The sequence below is a fragment of the Rhodopila globiformis genome, assembly GCF_002937115.1.
Classification (GTDB): Bacteria; Pseudomonadota; Alphaproteobacteria; order Acetobacterales; family Acetobacteraceae; genus Rhodopila; species Rhodopila globiformis.
On sequence record NZ_NHRY01000146.1, the window covers coordinates 1 to 18,076 of the forward strand.

Consider the following 18,076-nt stretch of genomic DNA (forward strand, 5'->3'; position numbering starts at 1 on the left):
TCCGGGGGGCGGCTGTGGCGTGGGGTGGTGCGTCGTTGGCGTGGACAGCGTGGCGGATGGGGTATTTCTGTTTGTACAGAGAATGAACTGAGGGCTGCGGAGGGCCTCTGAGGATCAGGGGGACAGCGCGCGGGCTGGTGCGGTCGTTGCTGTCGTGGGAGGCCGGTTCGTTGGTCTGGCCTAGTGGCGGTGGGGGGCGCCGCGTGGCCAGGAAAAGGCGCGTGGACGCCGCCCCCGCCCATTTTCCGCCATCGCGGTGCCGGCTGGCCAACTCTGTGCTTACATGTTCGGACGATGCGGCCGCACGCCCGCCATGAGGGGCGCGCGATCGATAAATTCGTTACTTCATATAAATTACTAAACTACGATATAGCAACGAAAAACATACCCGAAGCCGGGCCGCCGGCAATGTTCCCCGGTTCAGACCGGCGCGGCTCGATGCGGTAACCGGCCGGCCGGGCACGCGCCGCGGGATGATCGGGCCGCTCAGCGCTACAGGGTCGCGTTCAGCCGGTTGGGCCGGCCGCGGCGCTTGTTGCGCGGCGTGGGGGCCACGGCTTGGCCCGCGGCGCCGGGCGATGCGGCGGTGGGACTGCGTCCACGGCAACCCCGCCGCCCTACTGCGCCGCGCATACCTGGTTGCGGCCGAGCGACTTGGCTTGGTAGAGCGCGGCATCGGCGCGTTCCAGCAAGGCGGCCGCCGTCTCGTTCGGGCGGAACTGCGCGACGCCAACCGAAACCGTGATCCGCACGGCTTCGTCGCTGACGCGCTTTCTGAACAACTGCTTGCTCTCCACCGCCACGCGGATCTGGTTCGCCACGGTGGTGGCGCCCTTGAGGTCCGCCCTGACCAGAAGCACCGCAAATTCCTCGCCACCGAACCGGGCCGCCGTGTCGCGGCCCTTCACGCTCTCGCCCAGCAGGCGTCCGATCAGGCGCAGCACCAGGTCGCCGGCGGCGTGGCCGTAGGTGTCGTTGACCCGTTTGAAATAGTCCACGTCGATCATCAGCACGGAAACCCCGAAGCCGTCCGTCCGGGCATCCGCCAGCGCCCGCCGCAGCCTCGTGCTGAAAGCCTTGCGGTTGACCAGGCCGGTCAGGGTGTCGGTGGTCGCCTCCCGCCGCAGCTCCTCCATGCCGTCCTTGAGCCGGGCGATCCGCGCGGTCGCGGCGGCGAGCTGCTGCTCGAGCGCGCGATTGCGCTCGCTGGCCTTCGCCGTCTCGGCCGAGAGGATCGTCACCGCCTGGAGCAGGTTCTCCAGCGTCCGGTCCTCATTCAGCCGGGCCGACCAGTGCGACAGGGTATTGCCGTAGTGGTGCAGGTGCTCGGTGTTGCCGGCGACCAGCGTGATCATCGACTGGGCGCCCCGCTGGATGGCCTCGGCCCGCTCGACGATCGCGTCCACGTCGGTTTTCGCGGCGCCGAACCGTGCGTGAAGGTCCTGCAGCGCCGCCGGCGTCACCGGCTGCCCGCCTGCCACGGCCGCGATCTGCTGGCTGAGTTCGGGGTTGGCGCCGCTGACGTGGGTGAACCAGAGGTCGAAATTCTGCGGCGTCGGCAGCACGCCGGCGTTGTCCATCTCCAGCCAGGCCCTGGCGGCCCACCTGCGGATCGCGCCGGCATCGTCGGCGAGCGGAGGCTGCGTGGCCATCAGTCCTGATGATCTCCTGTCATCCGTCGCGGCAACGGCGCCGGCGGGCAGACCCTGGTGGGCGGCGTGACTGCGGTTGTCGGCACGCCGGGGGAGCCTGGCCGGGCGCGAACGGGCCGGTGCGGCGGGCGGCGCCGGCCTGTCCGGGGCAGCGCCGCCTGACGCCACGGCTCACCTGCCGCGATGCCGAGCGGCATGGCGCGGGATGTCTGCTGATGGCGGCCTGGCAACAGTGTTCCTGAGGCGGTCGCGGCGATAGGAGGCCTCCATGGCAGGGCTCGGCAGTAAATTTATAGTACCGCAATTAAAGCAATATCATACATATTATTTTTAAAAATTTATCGCGGTATAACGTCAATATTGCGACGCGCGCTGTGGTGTTTCCAGCAGTACTCGCGGTCCCTGGCCGTCGCTGGCCCCCGCACAGGCTGGCGGAACGACGCCGCCCCGCCGTTTGCCGCGGGCACCCGATCTCCGTCGGCTGTTATATGGGTGCCGGGAAATTCTTGCCGTTTTCCCACGACTGTCGGTGCGGCCTGCATTCGCCTGAAGAGTGACGGAACCGGCAATGTTTCCCTGGGATCGTATAAAAGCCCCTCGACGACGTCTCGGTCAACGCAGTGCCGCCGTCCCAGCCCATACCCGAACCGCCGCCCATGCTGGTGCTGCTACCGGCCCTGGCGGGCCTGACCATGGCGCGCCTGACCGCCGGCAGGATCCGGGAGCCTGCCCCGGCTCGGGCTCGGCGCATGAGCGGCGGCGGGACGGGCCCGCGGCGTCAGGGCGACTGTTTCGCCCGCAGTTCGCGGCGCAGGATCTTGCCCGTGACGGTCTTCGGCAGTTCATCGAGCACTTCGACGATCCGCGGGTATTTGTAGGCGGCGAGGCGCTGCTTGCAGAACAGAATAAGCGCGTCAGGCGTCACCGACCGGCCGGGCCGCAAGCTGATGAACGCCTTCACCGTTTCGCCACGATAAGGATCCGGCGCGCCGACGACCGCGGCCTCCAGCACCGCGTCGTGCTCGTACAGCACATCCTCGACCTCGCGCGGCCAGACCTTGTAGCCGGCGGCGTTGATCTGGTCCTTCTTTCTGTCAACAATATAGAACCACCCCCGCTGGTCCATGTAGCCGACGTCGCCGGTATGGAACCGGCCGTCGCGGATCGCGTGCGCGGTCTCCTCGGGCTTGTTCCAGTAGCCGGCAATGACCTGAGGCCCGGTGGTCACGATTTCCCCGGCCTCTCCGGCCGGCAGGTCCTGCCCGTCCTCGCCGACGATCCGCACCGTCGTGCCATAGACCGGCACGCCGACGGACAGCGCCCCGGACGCTTCGTCAACCGGCGCCTCGGCCCCAACAGGCACGATGTGCGAGGGCGACGTCGTTTCGGTCAGCCCATAGACGCTGTGGATGTAATGGCCAAACTGTTCCCGAAACGTCTTGATCACCGCCGGTGGGATCGGCGCGCCGCCGGAGAAAACCTTGCGCAGCGTTGCAAGATTCTCTGTCCTCGCGTCCGGATGGTTCATCATCGCAATGAACGCGGTAATGGCGCCGACGGCGAAAGTTGCGTGCTCGTCACGGATCGTCTCCAGGACGACCGCCGGCTCGAACCGGTACGTCAGCACCAGTGGCGCGCCGAGGAGCAGGGCGACGCCGATGTGGCCGACGAGGCCGGTGATGTGGAACAGCGGCGCCAGGCCCAGCACGACGTCGGCCGCGCCCAGGCCGCACCAGTCGCGATAGACCTGACAGTTGTAAACGAAATTGCCGTGGCTGTTCATCGCCCCCTTCGGCGGCCCCGTCGTCCCGGAGGTATAGGTCAGAAAAGCGCTGTCGGAAGCGGAAAAGGCAACCTCCGGCGGAGCACGGCCGCGGAACCCGGCAAGCAGATCCGACAGCGGGATGGCGCCGTCCGATGCGACCCGTTCGACATTCGCGAACAGGCGGCCGTCGTCGCGCGACCGGTCATCAAGCTCCGACGTGGTGATCACCATCCGCACCGAAGTCCTCGGCACCACGGCCGCGGCCACGTCCCGGTACAGGGTCTCAAGGCACAGCAGCACGCAGGCCCCGGAATCGGTCAGCAGCAGTTCAAGCTCGCGGTGCCGGTTCATCGGATTGACCGACACGGCGACGCCGCCGGCCTTCCAGGTCGCGATCAGGCCGATGACGAACTGCGGCACGTTCTGCAGATACAGCGCAACCCTGTCGCCCCGGCCGAACCCGCGGTCAACGAGCGCCGCGGCCAATGCGTCGGACAGCGCATCCAACGCGCGGTAGGAGATCCGCGTCCCGAAATAGCGGATGGCGTCCGCGTCCGGGCTGCGGGCGACGGCGGAGCGGAACATCGAAAGCGCGTCCGCGTGTTCGGGAACGATCCCGGCCGGCTGGCCGGGCGCGTAGCTGTTCAGCCAGGGCTTCTCGTCGTAGATGCTCATGCGTCCGCCTTTTGGCACCGGCTGAAATGTCCCCCGCACTCAGCGGAATGCGAACTCCCTGTAGCCGCCTTTGGCAACCTCGTCCGTCTTGCGGCGGAAATGAACGCCGTTGCCGTTGTAACCAAGCACGCGGCGGACGGTCCGGCCCTCGACGTTCCGGTTCACCCCGGTCTGCCAGGAATCGACCTGGGAGGAGAGCAACGGCTCGGCCGCCTTGATCACCGTCTCCGTCCATTCCGCGACGTGCTCGGGCCTCGTTTCCACCTGCGTGTAGTTGTTCTGCCGCATGAACCGCAGCATGCCGGCCTGGAACTCCACGCTGTGTTCGATCGCCTGCGGAATGTTGCCGCGAGCGGTGTGCGGACCCAGCACCATCAGCATGTTCGGAAAACCTTCAGCCAGCATCCCGAGATACGTGCGCGGGCCATCCGCCCAGGCATCCTTCAGCCGCACGCCGTGCGCGCCGCGGATGTCGATGCGATCGAACGCGCCGGTTACGCCATCGAAACCGGTCGCATAGACCAGGATATCGAATTCATGCTCCCGCTTGCTCGTCCGGATGCCATTCGGCGTGATGCGCTCGATCGGCTCTTCGTTCATGATGTCGACCAGCAGCACGTTGTCGCGATTGAAGGCCTCGAAATAGCCGCTCTCCAGCGGGACGCGGCGGGTGCCGAAGCCGTGGTCCTTCGGGATCAGCATGTCGGCGACCCTGGGATCCTTCACGCGCTGGCGGATCTTCTTCGCAATGAATTCGCTGATCGCGGCGTTGGCCTTCTCGTCCACCAGGATGTCGCGGAAATTGCCGATCCAGATGCCGAAGCCGGGCTCGGCGTAGAGTTTTTCCCAGAACGCCTCACGTTCCGCGGGCGGCACGTCCAGGGTCTTGCGGGGATCGGTCTGGTGGATGAACCACATCGGCGTCGTGGCGCAGTGGGCGTAGATCTGTTCGTAGCGGGACTTGATTTCCTCCATCTCGGCCTTGCCGATCTTGGCGTTGTGCAGCGGCGCGGCCCAGTTCGGGCGGCGCTGGAAGACGGTAAGCTGCTTTGCCTGCCTGGCGATTTCCGGAATCGCCTGGATCGCGGTCGCGCCGGTGCCGATGATGCCGACGCGCTTGCCGGTGAAATCAACCGGGGTGTGAGGCCAGCGCGCCGGATGGTACGCCGGGCCGCGGAAACTGTCCCGCCCCGGAATGGCCGGCAGGGTGTGGGCCGAGAGAATCCCAACCGCCGTCATCAGGAACCGTGACCGGGCCTGCTGGCCGCTTTCCAGCGTCACGGTCCACTGGCCGGCCGCGTCATCCCAGTGCGCGGATTTCACCGTGCTGTGGAACTGGATGTCCCGGCGGAGGTCGAATTTCTCCGCCACGTGGTTCAGGTATTCCAGCGTGTCGGGCTGCGGCGAGAAATGCTCCTTCCAGTCCCATTCCTGCATCAGTTCCCTGGAGAAGGAGTAGCCGTAGGTCCAGCTTTCGGAATCGAAACGGGCGCCGGGATAGCGGTTCCAGTACCAGGTGCCGCCGACGTCGCTGCCGGTCTCGAACACGCGCGCCGTCATGCCCAGTTCGCGCAGGCGATAGAGCATGAACATGCCGGAAATGCCGGCGCCGATGATGATCGCGTCGAAGCCGTTGGCATTGGCCGCGCGCGGCCGTTCCGCGACTTCGAGTGGGACGTTCATCCTGTCATTCCCTTTCCTATGTTACCGGCCCCGGGTGACGCCGGGGCCGGAATGGCTACCGGCCGGTATTTTCCACGCTTTGGCCGCAATCGCAATCCGCGGCGGCGGTTCCGTGCCGGCCCGGCCAAGGACTGTGCGATATCGCATCGATTATGCGGGCCGCCGGGGTCCGGTTGCCCGATGATGCAGGCAGGCGGCAGGAAGCCCGGGCTCTTGATGCCCCGGCCCTTGATGCCCCGGCCTTGGCAAGGGATACTCGCCGGCACACGAAGGCGAGGCAGCGTATCGCGTCTTCTCCGAGGAAGCAGGTATTCCAGGATGACCCATCCGATCCGGAACAGCAACATACTCATCGGGGCATCCGCGCCGCGCCGGGCGGCTGGACAGTAGGAGGCTCCATGGCAACGACAGCAAGCGAAACAGCAGGCCCGCCGGACCAGGCGACGCTCGACGCCCTGCGGGACGGCGTGGCCGGCGTGCTGGCGGAGCAGAGCGGCAGCACGGCCGTGCACGCCTTCATCGACGGCAAGCGCCCGCTCGACCGGGACTTGTGGTCGCAGGCCGCGTCCCTGGGCTGGCTCGGTTTCGGCATCCCGGACGAGTACGGCGGCCTCGGCCTGGGCGCGCGCGGCCTGGCGATCCTGCACGCGGAGCTTGGGCGGCAGGCGGCGCCCGGGCCGTATATCGCCACGCTGTCGGCGGCGCAGGCCGTTGCCGACGCCGGAAACGACTCCATCCGGCAGGCCTGGCTGCCGCGCTTCGCTTCCGGCGAGATCAGCGCGGCGGTTCCGGCCACGCCAGGCTCGGCGGCGCTGGCATGGTCCGGCCAGGCCGTCTCCGGAACGTTACGTTGCCTGGGCGCACCGGATGCCGGCGTCCTTCTTGCACCCGTGGCCGACGCCTGGGTCCTGGTCGAGCTTGCCGGCGCCGACGTCACGGCAACGCCGATGTGGGATCCCACCCGGACGGTGATCGACATCCGCCTGCAGCAGGCGAAGCCCGCCGCTCTGCTGGACGACGGCGCCGGCGCGGCGCTGACGCGGGCAATGGCGCTGGCGGTCGCGGCGGACAGCGCCGGCGCCGCCCGTTCCATCACCGAACGGACCATCGCCTACATGAAAACCCGCGAGCAGTTCGGGCAGCCCATCGCCGGCTTCCAGGCGCTGAAGCATCGCGCAGCCGATCTGGCAACGAAACTGGCGGTTGCGGATGAAATGGTTGCACATGCTGCCGAGCGGGCGGCCGCGGATGCGGACATCTGGGTCATGCTCGCCAAGGCCGAGGTGACCGAGGCCGCCGTCTTCGTCACCACCGACTGCGTGCAACTGCACGGCGGCGTCGGCTTCACCTGGGACTTCGACCCGCACATCTTCCTCAAGCGCGCGCGGCTGAACGAGGTCCTTGTCATGGCCAATCCCGTGCTGCGCGACCAGGCCGCCGCCGGGCTGGCTGCCGTTACGCAAGCGGGTCGTTCCGCACTGGAGCTGGAGCCATGAGCATCCTCGACAAGCAAAACGATCTCCCCGCGTTCCGGCAGGCCGTGCGCGGCTGGCTCGGCGATGTTGTGCCGTCCGGCTGGAAGGCCCGCATGGCCAGCGCCTCGAATGACGAGTTCATCGCCTTCCAGCGCTGGTGGATGGCCGAGCGCAGCAAGGCCGGCCTTGCCATCCCGCACTGGCCGAAGGACTACGGCGGCGCGGGCCTGAGCCTGCGGCACCTGATCGTCATCGCCGACGAGATCGCGCGCGCGGATGCGCCGCAGGCGCGCATGTTCACCATCTCGCTGATCCACCTGCCCGGCACGCTGTTCCCGCATGGCACCGAGGCGCAGAAGCGCCGCCACCTCGCCGGCGTTGCGAAAGGCGACGTCTGGTGCCAGGGATTTTCCGAGCCGAACTCCGGCTCCGACCTGGCGTCGTTGCGCTGCCGTGCGGTCCGCGACGGCGACCACTACGTGATCAACGGCCAGAAGATCTGGTCATCCTACTCGATGTACGCCGACTGGTGCATATTGCTGACCCGCACCGACCCGGACGCGCCGAAGCATCGCGGCATTTCCTACTTCATCATGGACATGCGCTCCCCCGGCGTCGAGGTGCGGCCGATCCGGCAGGCGAACGGCCGATCGGAATTCGGCGAACTTTTCCTCACCGACGTCCGCATCCCCGCCGAAAACATGATCGGCCGCGAGAACGACGGATGGCGCGTCGCGCAGGCAACCCTCGCCTCGGAACGCGGCGTCATCGCGTTCGAGGGCGCAGAACGGCAGCGTTATGAAATCGAGGCCTTCTACCGCCGCGCGCTGGCGAGCGGCGCGCCCTGGCTGCGGGATGACCAGTTGCGCCGCGAGTTCGTGGGCTTCCTGGCCGAGATCCAGGCCGGCCGCCACCTGCTGCGACGGTTGCTGGAAGAGAACGAACGGCCCGGCGCGTCCGCCAGCGTCCTGCCGTCGATCGTCAAGCTGTCGGGCACGGCGCTGCGCCAGCGGATCTGCTCGTTCATGACCCGGATCGCCGGCGTCGACGGCCAGGCCTTCGCGATGCTCGCCGAGGCGCCGTTCGGCAGCCCGATGTTCGAGTTCATGGGCGCGTTCACCGGCACCATCGCCGGCGGCACGAATGAGATCATGCGCAACATCATCGCCGAGCGCGGCCTGGGCATGCCGCGGGTGTGACGGCGCCGTGGGGAACTGCCTGCGGCGGCCCGGGGTTCGGCGGTGTATGATCCCCAGCGGCATGGCCCTTCGTGGCAGGAGGCAGAACGCATGATCCCCACCTGGCTGCACGGACTGATCGACTGGACCGTCGCGGGGCTGCTGGGCGGCGCATCGGCGTCGCGCGCGTTCTCGCCGCCGGTGCGCGCGACGCTCGGGTCCGCGGGCGCGTATCACGCCAGCTACGCCCTGGCGACGGATTACGAGGCCGGGCTGGTCCCGCTCCTGACCATGCGGCAGCACCTGGTGCTGGACGCACTGGGCGGCGCGGCGATCCTGGCGGCCGGGCTGGCCCTGCGCAACGTCACGTCGCGTGAGCGCGCCCTGCTGGTCGCGACCGGCCTGTCGGAACTGGCGATCGTCGCGCTCAGCGACACCAACGCCGGCGGCAAGCCCGTGGTGACGGAGTCCGTCGCCTACCAGCCGCTGGACATGGCCCGCCCGGTGGCCGACGACGTCTTCATCGTCGAGAGCCTCGCGCCAGGCGCCCTGGGCCGCGTGCTGCCGGCGCGCATGACCGTGATCCGGCTGGCCAACGGCGACCTGCTGCTGCACTCGCCGACACGCTACAGCGACGCGCTGAAGCGCCAGTTGGAGGGGCTCGGCCGCATCGCCCACCTGGTGGCGCCGAATTCGGCGCACTGGACCCACATGGCCGACTGGCAGCGCGCCTGCCCGACGGCGACCACCTGGGGTGTGCCCGGATTGCGCCAGCGGCGGCCGGTGCGGCGCAGCGGTCTGCATCTCGATTTCGACCTGGGCGAGGCCGCCCCGCCCGACTGGGGCGACACGGTGGACCTGGTGATGGTGCCGGGCGGCATGGGCTTCCGCGAGGCCGCCTTGTTCCACCGGCCCTCCGGCACACTGGTGCTGACCGACCTGGTGCTGAACCTGGAGCCCGCGAAGGTGCCGCCACTGATGCGGCTGATCGCCCGGCTGTTCGGCAGCACCGCGCCGGGCGGGATGCCGCCGCCCTATGTGCGGGCGATCTTCAAGCTGCGCCGGCCGGCGGCGACGCAGGCGGCCGTGCGGCTGCTGAAGCTGCGGCCGGAGCGCGTGATCTTCGCCCACGGACGCTGGTTCGAGTCGAACGGCGCCGCCGAACTGCGCCGCTCGCTGCGCTGGCTGCTGGACGGGGCGGGGTATCGCGGCGCCCCGTCCAGCCGGGCCAAGGTGGACGCCTGATCAGGCGAAATCCGTCCAGAGGGTGAACGGGATGGTCCGGCCGCTCGGGAGATGGTCGATCCGTCCCCATCCGCAGGCGCAGTCCCTGGCCGCCACGTGCCAGGACGCCGCGACGGTCCAGACGGCGGCCATCTGGGCCTCGCGCGCCGCCGCGGCCACCGAGGCCGCCGGTTTGATGGTCTCGCTGGCCACCAGCCTGGCCGGACGCTGCTCCGCGTCCAGCGCCATCAGGTCGAACCGGCCGCCACCGTCCGGCTGGATCACCAGCCAGCCGGCCAGCACCCCTGTCAGCGGCGCGGTCTCCGTCGCGGCCTGGCCGGGTGCCGCGGGCAGCCCGGCGAACGCCAGGCAGCCGAACGTCGCCCCGCCTCGCAGAAGCGTGCGCCGATGCAGCGCAGAAGGGGTCATGCGCCCCTCACCGGCTGGAGGCCCGGCTGCGGTCGAGATGCGGCTCCGCGGGTGCCATCTCGTTCCCCGCCCGTCCCTTGCTCGTCTGCATCTCGTGCTGCAGCGGATCGGCGATGTACTGGAACGCCGGCTCGCGGTTCCACGGACCGCGCTCGTCCGCGCCCGGGCCGGAGGACATGTTGAAGTACAGATTGACGGTATCGTCCGGCTTCAGGTCACCGAACATCGGCTGGTCGAGTCCATTCAGCGTCTTCAGCGCCTCCATGAACATGTGCGTGTGCGAGACTTCGCGCGTGGCGAGATGCCGCAACGCTTCCCGCGTGCCGTCATCCGTCGTCATGGCGATAAGCTGCTCATAGGTATTGAGCGCACCGGCCTCGGCCGCGATGTTGGCGCGCAGGTCACGGACCGTGTGGCCGCCTTCATTCACATACCGTGCATCCCAGGTCAGGCCTTTCGAATCGACCAGGTGCGGACCGGGACCGCGGATAGCGAACAGCGTGCTCTGATACGCCTTGTCGCGGAGATTGGCCGACGCCTTGTTGGTGTGCTGCTCGACCAGCAGGGCGATGACTTCCAGGTGCCCGAGTTCCTCGGTGCCGATATCCTGGAGCATGTCCCTGATGCCGGCGTTCTCGGTGTGGTAGGACTGCGTCAGGTAGGTCAACGCGGCGGTCAGCTCGCCGGTCGCCCCGCCGTACTGTTCAAGCAGTTTCTCGGCGAAGACCGGATCGGGGTTCTGGACACGGACATCGTGAACCAGGATGGACTTGTGCAGGAACATGGCGCCTCTTTCCTTTGCTGCCACGCCGTTGCTTCGCGGCGGTGTTGCAGCAACCGGCTGGGTCTGCCCCGGTTGCGGTCCGGGCCGTTGCTGCCTCTATCACGTGTCAGGCATGCGGCGCCCGCGCCACCACCATTCTTGTTGCGATGAAACAATCAGCGCCCGGAAAGCAGGTGAAACTTCCGTCATTCACTAAACCAGCCCGGCCAATTCCTGTTGTTGCGTCAACATTCGGTACGGAGCGCGACATGGCCAAGCTGGTTGGGGATTTTGTCTGGGAACGGCTCTATGCATGGGGCGTGCGGCGCGTGTTCGGCTACCCGGGCGACGGCATCAACGGACTGCTTGGCGCGCTCAACCGCTTCGGGACCGACAAGATCCAGCTCGTGCAGGTGCGGCATGAGGAAATGGCCGCGTTCATGGCCTCGGCCTACGCCAAGTTCACCGGCGAGCTGGGCGTCTGCATGGCCACCTCCGGGCCGGGCGCCTCGCATCTGATCACCGGCCTGTATGACGCCCGCCTGGACCACATGCCGGTGCTGGCGATCGCCGGACAGCAGGCGCGCACCGCCATGGGCGGCCACTACCAGCAGGAAGTCGATCTGCATACTATGTTCAAGGACGTCGCCGGCGCCTTCGTGCAGCAGGCCAGCGCCCCCGCGCAGGTGCGCCACCTGGTCGACCGCGCCGTCCGCATTGCCAAGGCCGAGCGCCGCGTCACCGCGATCATCTTCCCCAACGACCTCCAGGAGGAACCCTACGAGGACCCGCCGCGCAAGCACGGCACCGTCCATTCCGGCGTCGGCTACAGCGCCCCGCGCATCATCCCCACCGACGCCGATCTGCGCCGCGCCGCCGAGGTCCTGAACAGTTGCAGCAAAGTCGGCATCCTGGTCGGCGCCGGCGCCCTGCACGCCACCGACGAGGTGATCGCGGTTGCCAACAAGCTCGGCGCCGGCGTGGCCAAGGCGCTGCTGGGCAAGGCGGCGCTGCCGGACGACCTGCCGTGGGTCACCGGCTCCATCGGCCTGCTCGGCACGAGGCCGAGCTGGGACATGATGACGGGCTGCGACGGCCTCCTGATGATCGGCTCGGGCTTCCCGTATTCCGAGTTCCTGCCCAAGGAAGGCGCGGCCCGCGGGGTGCAGATCGACATCGAGCCCAACATGCTCAGCCTGCGCTATCCGATGGAAGTCAACCTGACCGGCGACAGCCGCGACACCCTGCGCGCCCTGCTGCCGCTGCTGGAGGAAAAAGCCGATCGGTCCTGGCGCCAGACGATCGAGAAGAACGTCGCCGCGTGGTGGAAGGAGCTGGAATCCCGCGCCATGCATTCGGCCGAGCCGGTCAATCCGCAGCGCGTGGTGTGGGAACTGTCGCCGCGGCTGCCGGAGCGGGCGATCATCACCAGCGATTCCGGCTCCTGCGCCAACTGGTATGCGCGCGACATCAGGATCCGCCGCGGCATGATGGCCTCGCTGTCGGGCGGGCTGGCCTCGATGGGCGCCGCCGTGCCCTATGCTATTGCCGCGAAGTTCGCCCATCCCGACCGCCCGGTGGTGTCGCTCGTCGGCGACGGCGCCATGCAGATGAACAACATGGCGGAGCTGATTACGGTCGCCAAATACTGGCGCGAGTGGTCGAACAAGACGTGGGTGGTCTGCGTGTTCAACAACCAGGACCTGAACCAGGTGACCTGGGAGCAGCGGGTGATGGCGGGCGACCCGAAGTTCAACGCCTCGCAGCAGCTTCCCGACGTGCCCTATCACCGCTTCGCCGAACTGATCGGCCTGCGCGGCATCTACGTGGACAACCCCGACCGCCTGGCCGGCGCCTGGGAAGAGGCGCTGTCGTCCGACCGCCCGGTGGTGCTGGAGGTGAAGACCGACCCGAACGTGCCGCCGCTGCCGCCGCACATCACGCTGGCGCAGGCCAAGGCGTTCACCTCGACGATCGTCAAGGGTGATCCCGAGGAGGGCAGCATGCTGATGGATACCGCCAAGGAGGTGCTGAGCTCGGTCCTGCCCGGCCACCGTTCCTGACCATGCGGGCCGAGGCGAAAATCGGCCGGGTGCACGCCGCCGCCTTCAAGGTGCCGACCGACGGGCCGGAAGCGGATGGCACCCTGGCCTGGAGCGAGACGGTCATCGTCATCGTGCAGGCCGAGGCCGGCGGCGAGACGGGGCTTGGCTACACCTATGGCGCCAGCCAGGGCGCGGGCCTCGTCAACGAAAAGCTGGCCTCGCTGCTGAAGGACGGCGACGCCTTCGACGTCGGCGCGGCTCACCGGCACATGCGGCAGCACGTCCGGAACATGGGCGCGTCCGGCATTGCCGCGACCGCCATATCGGCCGTCGACACGGCGTTGTGGGACCTGAAGGCGAAGCTGCTCGGCCTGCCCTTGGCCCGGCTGCTGGGCATGGTCCGCTCGTCGGTGCCGGTGTATGGCAGCGGCGGCTTCACCAACTACGACGACGGCCGGCTGCGCGACCAGCTTGCCGGCTGGGTGCGGCGCGACGGCTGCCAGTGGGTCAAGATGAAAATCGGCAGCGATCCCGACCGGGACCCGGAGCGGATCGCCGCCGCCCGCAGCGCCATCGGCTCCGCCGGCCTGTTCGTCGATGCCAACGGCGCCCTGTCGCGCAAGCGCGCTCTGGCACTGGCCGAGCACTGCGCCGCCCAGGGCGTGCGGTGGTTCGAGGAGCCGGTGTCGAGCGACGACCTGGAAGGCCTGCGCCTGTTGCGCGACCGCATGCCGGCGGCGGTCGAGGTCGCGGCCGGCGAGTACGCCTGGAACCTGGACGACATCCGCCGGATGCTGCAGGCCGGCGCGGTGGACGTGCAGCAGGCGGACGCGACCCGCTGCGGCGGCGTCTCGGGTTTCCTGGGCGCCGGCACGCTCTGCGAGGCGCACCACATCGACCTGTCCGGCCACTGCGCGCCGTCGGTGCATTGCCACGTTGCCTGCGCCGTCCCGCGCCTGCGCCACCTGGAATACTTCCACGACCATGTCCGGCTGGAGTCGATGCTGTTCGACGGCGCCGCCCGGGCGCACGACGGCGTCATCACGCCGGACCTGAGCCGCCCCGGGCTCGGCCTGACGCTGAAGGCGGCGGATGCCGCGCGGTACGCGCTGTGATGCGGGCCGAGCGGCTGCCGCAGGCGGTGCGTCCCGCCATGCTCCGACGTGTCCCAATGGACGCTGACAGAGCGGCGCCTGTTGCCTCTCCCCGCCATGGCCGGGCGTGTCCCCGTGGCTATCCGAACAAGGCGGTGGCCGGAGAGGGATCTGGCCCCCGGTCCGCTGCCTCCCCGTCATGGCCGGGCGTGTCCCGGCGATCTGCGCTTCGACGGTGGGGGGTAGATGGCCGGGACACGCCCTACGCAATGCACACATCCTGGAAACGAGTCGGAAATGACCGTAAAATCAAGTGCTTGCCTGGGCGCCGAGAGCGTTTCCCTTTCGTCATGGCCCGGCTTGTCCGGGCCACCTATTCCAGCACTTGTGCCGCGACAGGTGGCCCGGACAAGCCGGGCCATGACGATGGGGGAACGCAGCGGCGGACCGTTTCCGAGATGTGTGCATCCCGTAGGGACACGCCCGGCCATGACGGAGAGAGACTGGCATGAGTAGTGACCGTCACACCGCGCTCCAGTCCGTGCTGGACGAACTGAACGCGCTGGAGCAGTCGCTCGGGACCCGGGGCGCCACCGTCCGCGCGGCCCGCGGGCTGAACGTCGGGTCTGCGCTGCTGGCCGCTTCAGTGCTGCTCGACAGCGCCGTGGAGCACTACCGCGGCAGCTTCAAGAACCGTGCGATGTACACCCCGCTGGTGGTGTCCTCGCTGAGCCTGGCGATGAACGCCCACGGCACCACCGACCGCGAGCCGGAGACCCACCACGCGCGGCAGGCCGTCGCCGCGACCACGGCGCTGACCGGCATGGTGGGGCTGGGCTTCCACCTGTACAACGTGACGAAGCGGCCAGGCCGTCTCGCCTGGCAGAACCTGTTCTATGGCGCACCGCTGGGTGCTCCGATGGCGATCCTGCTGGCCGGGCTGCTCGGCACCGCGGCCGAGCAGGTGCGGGACAATCCCCGGCACGGCAAGGCGCGCCTGTTCGGGCTGCCGGCCGGGCGGATGCTGGCGGGACTCAGCGGCCTGGGCCTGCTCGGCACCACCGCCGAGGCGGCACTGCTGCACTTCCGCGGCGCCTTCCAGAACCCGGCGATGTACACGCCGGTGACGCTGCCGCCAATTGCCGCGGGGCTGCTGCTGAACACCGCGCTCGCCCCGAAGCGGCCGGACCGCTGGTTCACCCGAATGTGGCTGTGGCTGACTGCCGGGATGGGTGGGGCAGGGGTGCTGTTCCACAGCTGGGGCATCCACCGGGCAATGGGCGGCTGGCACAACTGGAAGCAGAACGTGCTCGACGGCCCGCCGCTGCCGGCGCCGCCCAGCTTCACCGGGCTGGCGCTCGCCGGCCTCGCCGCCCTTCGCCTGCTGCGGGAGCATCCCGATGCCTGATCCCTATCCCGGCTACGACGTCCTGTCGAAGCGCAATACGCCGTCGTGGAACGACAAGACACGCGAAGTCATCGACCGCCGGCTGTCGCTGCCGCGCTCGCCGCGCTTCTTCTCGGAGCCCGAGTTCGCCACCGTAGAGGCGATCGCCGCCCACATCGTGCCGCAGCCGAAGCACCGCCCGCCGGTGCCGGTCGCCGCCCTGGTCGACGACAAGCTGTTCGAGGACGTCTCGGACGGCTACCGCATGACCGGCCTGCCGCGCGAGCGGGAGGCATGGCGCCGCGGGCTGCTGGCGCTGAACGCCGAGGCCGAGGCCGCGCACCAGCAGTCCTTTCGCCACCTGGCCGGGCCGCAGCAGCACGACCTGCTGAAGCGGATGGAGCAGGGGGAGCTGAAATCCGACGCCTGGGGCGGCATGCCGTCCAAGCTCTTCTGGAAGGAGCGTCTGCTGACCGACATCGTGCACGCCTACTTCTCGCACCCCACCGCCTGGAGCGAAATCGGCTGGGGCGGCCCCGCCAGCCCGCGCGGCTATGTCCGCCTGGGCTACGACGAGCGCGACTCCTGGGAAGCGGTGGAGGCGCACGGCGATCCGGACTATGCCCGACGGAAGAACCGCCATGTCGGCTGACCCGCACGCCGAACCCCGCGGCAAGGCCGGCCGCGCCCCCGATGTCCACCGTCCCGGCGGCTGGATGCCGATGCGGCAGTACTCGCTGTCCGAGCCAGTCGATTTTCTGGTCGTCGGCACCGGCGCCGGCGGCGGCACGCTGGCCTGCCGCCTGGCCGAGCACGGCTTCTCGGTCGTCGGCCTGGATGCCGGGCCGTGGTTCCGGCCGCTGGAGGAGTTCGCCTCGGACGAGTCGGAGCAGACCAAGCTGTACTGGACCGACGACCGCATCTCGGGCGGCGAGAACCCGCTGCAGCTTGGCGCCAACAACAGCGGCAAGGCGGTGGGCGGCAGCACCGTGCATTTCGCCATGGTGTCGCTGCGGTTCCGGCCGGAGTGGTTCCGCGCCCGCACGCTGCTCGGCTACGGCGCCGACTGGCCGATCGACTGGCGGGAGATGTGGGACTACTACGGGCAGGTGGAGCAGGCGCTGGCGATCTCCGGCCCCGTCACCTATCCCTGGGGACCGAAGCGGCCGCGCTATCCCTACCGGGCGCACCCGCTGAATGCCGCCGCCCTGGCGCTGGCACAGGGCTGCGAGGCGCTGGGGATCAAGTGGACCGAGACTCCGCTGGCCACCGTCTCCGCCCCGCGCGGCCTGTCGCACCCCTGCGTGTATCGCGGCTTCTGCGTCACCGGCTGCTCTACCAATGCCAAGCAGAGCGCGCTGGTCACCTGGATTCCCCGCGCCGTCGCCGCCGGGGCCGAGATCCGCGACCTGTCGATGGCCGGGCGGATCGAGGTCGATCACACCGGCCAGGTCACCGGCGTGCATTACCACCGGGAGGGCGCGTGGCACTTCCAGCGCGCCCGCAACGTGGTCGTCGCCGGCTACGCGATCGAGACGCCGCGGCTGCTGTTCAACTCCGCCACCGACCGCTACCCGGACGGGCTGGCGAACAGCTCCGGGCTGGTCGGCCGCTACCTGATGGCGCAGTCCAACCAGGCGGTCTGGGGCGTATCGGACCGGGAGATCCGGTCCTACAAGGGCCCGCCCTCGCTGGCGATCACCGAGCACTGGAACTACGACGACAACAAGGACTTCTTTGGCGGCTACGCCTACATGAGCCAGGGGCCGCTGCCGCAGCTCTGGGCCAAGACGCAGGCCACCGCCCACGGCCTGTGGGGCGAGGACCTGATGCGCGCCATGGAGCACTACAACCACCAGGTCGGCCTGAAGATCGTCGGCGAGATGCTGCCGCAGGAGCGCAACCGCGTCACCCTCGCCGAAGACAAGGACCAGTATGGCCTGCCGATTGCCAAGGTCGAGTACAGCTGGGGCGACAACGACAAGCGGCTGATCGAGCACTCGCTGGACTTCATGACCCAGGCGCTGCAGGCGATCAACGCCAAGGACATCTGGCGGCAGACCGACGACACCGCTCACATGAACGGCACGGCGCGGATGGGCTTTTCGCCGTCCACCAGCGTGGTCGATGCCGATTGCCGGAGCTGGGATATTCCCAACCTGTGGATCTGCGACGGCTGTGTGTTCCCGACAGTGGGGGGTGTCAATCCGTCGCTGACCATCCAGGCGATCGCCTGCCGCACCGCGGACCGCATCAAGGCCATGGCCGATCGGGGTGAGCTGGAACGGCGGCAGCGGGTGGTGTCGGCTGCCTCGGCAGCCGGAGGTTGACGCGATCGCGGCTGAGTTCGCCGCTCTAACGTCATGGCCGGGCGTGTCCCGGCCATCCACTCCCCGCCGCCGAAGCGAAACCAGCCAGGGCACATTTCTGGCCTGTCAGGGTGACGGTGGTGCGTACCCGTCTCCGCCGGTGCCTTCTTCACCGGCTGCAATCAAGCGAACACGGAGTTACACGGTGTTTGCACGGAGTTGCATGGAGTTCTTCCCGGGGGCAGCGACCTGATCGGCTCGACGGCGACGTCAGATCGCTTCAGGCGCTCCGCGCGAAGCGCAATATCCCCTTTCTCCGTGAAACTCCGTGCAAACACCGTGCAACTCCGTGTCCGCTTGATTGCGGTGGCAGACACGTCCCCGCCCCCATCCCAAC

General features: G+C 68.6%; 13 protein-coding genes. 8 read left to right on the forward strand and 5 right to left on the reverse strand.

All coding sequences use genetic code 11. From position 1 onward, the window contains the following. Positions 1-617: 617 nt before the first annotated feature. The 3 genes from CCS01_RS14560 to CCS01_RS14570 form a co-directional block, all read right to left on the reverse strand. Positions 618-1,652 (reverse strand): GGDEF domain-containing protein, encoded by a 1,035-nt coding sequence (locus CCS01_RS14560; protein ID WP_104519531.1) that lies wholly within the window; start codon positions 1,650-1,652, stop codon positions 618-620. A gap of 778 nt (positions 1,653-2,430) precedes the next feature. Beyond that, positions 2,431-4,092 carry an AMP-binding protein gene (locus CCS01_RS14565; RefSeq protein ID WP_104519532.1) on the reverse strand — a complete coding sequence of 554 codons (1,662 nt, stop codon included), beginning with the start codon at positions 4,090-4,092 and terminating at the stop codon, positions 2,431-2,433. A 39-nt stretch (positions 4,093-4,131) separates the two neighbouring features. After that, positions 4,132-5,775: a flavin-containing monooxygenase gene (locus CCS01_RS14570; RefSeq protein WP_104519533.1), complete on the reverse strand. Its 1,644-nt coding sequence runs from the start codon at positions 5,773-5,775 to the stop codon at positions 4,132-4,134. A gap of 398 nt (positions 5,776-6,173) precedes the next feature. Between CCS01_RS14570 and CCS01_RS14575 the strand changes: the two genes are divergently transcribed. The 3 genes from CCS01_RS14575 to CCS01_RS14585 all read left to right on the forward strand — a co-directional run bounded on the left by CCS01_RS14575 (position 6,174) and on the right by CCS01_RS14585 (position 9,673). Then, on the forward strand, positions 6,174-7,271 hold the full coding sequence (locus CCS01_RS14575) for an acyl-CoA dehydrogenase family protein (protein WP_158258397.1): 1,098 nt from the start codon (positions 6,174-6,176) through the stop codon (positions 7,269-7,271). Continuing rightward, positions 7,268-8,449: an acyl-CoA dehydrogenase family protein gene (locus tag CCS01_RS14580; RefSeq protein WP_104519535.1), complete on the forward strand. Its 1,182-nt coding sequence runs from the start codon at positions 7,268-7,270 to the stop codon at positions 8,447-8,449. The genes CCS01_RS14575 and CCS01_RS14580 overlap by 4 nt, the downstream gene beginning before the upstream one ends. Positions 8,450-8,539: 90 nt before the next feature. Continuing rightward, positions 8,540-9,673 (forward strand): DUF4336 domain-containing protein, encoded by a 1,134-nt coding sequence (locus CCS01_RS14585; RefSeq protein ID WP_204848281.1) that lies wholly within the window; start codon positions 8,540-8,542, stop codon positions 9,671-9,673. Here CCS01_RS14585 and CCS01_RS14590 read toward each other — a convergent pair whose 3' ends face one another. Continuing rightward, a complete protein-coding gene (locus CCS01_RS14590) occupies positions 9,674-10,081 on the reverse strand; it encodes a hypothetical protein (protein ID WP_104519536.1) in 408 nt (135 codons plus the stop codon). It abuts the gene before it with no gap. A 7-nt stretch (positions 10,082-10,088) separates the two neighbouring features. Further along, positions 10,089-10,865: a manganese catalase family protein gene (locus tag CCS01_RS14595; RefSeq protein ID WP_104519537.1), complete on the reverse strand. Its 777-nt coding sequence runs from the start codon at positions 10,863-10,865 to the stop codon at positions 10,089-10,091. A gap of 248 nt (positions 10,866-11,113) precedes the next feature. On the opposite strand from CCS01_RS14595, the gene CCS01_RS14600 reads away from it, so the two are divergent. The 5 genes from CCS01_RS14600 to CCS01_RS14620 all read left to right on the forward strand — a co-directional run bounded on the left by CCS01_RS14600 (position 11,114) and on the right by CCS01_RS14620 (position 17,700). Further along, entirely contained in the window at positions 11,114-12,907 is a 1,794-nt protein-coding gene (locus tag CCS01_RS14600; RefSeq protein WP_104519538.1) for a thiamine pyrophosphate-requiring protein, read from the forward strand. A 2-nt stretch (positions 12,908-12,909) separates the two neighbouring features. Further along, positions 12,910-14,004: an enolase C-terminal domain-like protein gene (locus tag CCS01_RS14605; RefSeq protein WP_104519539.1), complete on the forward strand. Its 1,095-nt coding sequence runs from the start codon at positions 12,910-12,912 to the stop codon at positions 14,002-14,004. A 487-nt stretch (positions 14,005-14,491) separates the two neighbouring features. Continuing rightward, positions 14,492-15,391: a hypothetical protein gene (locus CCS01_RS14610; RefSeq protein ID WP_146101769.1), complete on the forward strand. Its 900-nt coding sequence runs from the start codon at positions 14,492-14,494 to the stop codon at positions 15,389-15,391. Further along, positions 15,384-16,022 (forward strand): gluconate 2-dehydrogenase subunit 3 family protein, encoded by a 639-nt coding sequence (locus CCS01_RS14615; protein WP_104519541.1) that lies wholly within the window; start codon positions 15,384-15,386, stop codon positions 16,020-16,022. Before CCS01_RS14610 ends, CCS01_RS14615 begins: the two co-directional genes overlap by 8 nt. Further along, a complete protein-coding gene (locus CCS01_RS14620) occupies positions 16,012-17,700 on the forward strand; it encodes a GMC family oxidoreductase (RefSeq protein WP_104519542.1) in 1,689 nt (562 codons plus the stop codon). Before CCS01_RS14615 ends, CCS01_RS14620 begins: the two co-directional genes overlap by 11 nt. The last annotated feature ends 376 nt before the right edge of the window (positions 17,701-18,076 follow it).

Bases quoted from the DNA above. Each gene is read 5' to 3' on its own strand.
- CCS01_RS14600 (WP_104519538.1), top strand. From the start codon at position 11,114: ATGGCCAAGCTGGTTGGGGATTTTGTCTGGGAACGGCTCTATGCATGG.
- CCS01_RS14610 (WP_146101769.1), top strand. From the start codon at position 14,492: ATGAGTAGTGACCGTCACACCGCGCTCCAGTCCGTGCTGGACGAACTG.
- CCS01_RS14570 (WP_104519533.1), bottom strand. From the start codon at position 5,775: ATGAACGTCCCACTCGAAGTCGCGGAACGGCCGCGCGCGGCCAATGCC.
- CCS01_RS14615 (WP_104519541.1), top strand. From the start codon at position 15,384: ATGCCTGATCCCTATCCCGGCTACGACGTCCTGTCGAAGCGCAATACG.
- CCS01_RS14580 (WP_104519535.1), top strand. From the start codon at position 7,268: ATGAGCATCCTCGACAAGCAAAACGATCTCCCCGCGTTCCGGCAGGCC.
- CCS01_RS14560 (WP_104519531.1), bottom strand. From the start codon at position 1,652: ATGGCCACGCAGCCTCCGCTCGCCGACGATGCCGGCGCGATCCGCAGG.
- CCS01_RS14565 (WP_104519532.1), bottom strand. From the start codon at position 4,092: ATGAGCATCTACGACGAGAAGCCCTGGCTGAACAGCTACGCGCCCGGC.
- CCS01_RS14590 (WP_104519536.1), bottom strand. From the start codon at position 10,081: ATGACCCCTTCTGCGCTGCATCGGCGCACGCTTCTGCGAGGCGGGGCG.
- CCS01_RS14605 (WP_104519539.1), top strand. From the start codon at position 12,910: ATGCGGGCCGAGGCGAAAATCGGCCGGGTGCACGCCGCCGCCTTCAAG.
- CCS01_RS14595 (WP_104519537.1), bottom strand. From the start codon at position 10,865: ATGTTCCTGCACAAGTCCATCCTGGTTCACGATGTCCGTGTCCAGAAC.
- CCS01_RS14585 (WP_204848281.1), top strand. From the start codon at position 8,540: ATGATCCCCACCTGGCTGCACGGACTGATCGACTGGACCGTCGCGGGG.
- CCS01_RS14620 (WP_104519542.1), top strand. From the start codon at position 16,012: ATGTCGGCTGACCCGCACGCCGAACCCCGCGGCAAGGCCGGCCGCGCC.
- CCS01_RS14575 (WP_158258397.1), top strand. From the start codon at position 6,174: ATGGCAACGACAGCAAGCGAAACAGCAGGCCCGCCGGACCAGGCGACG.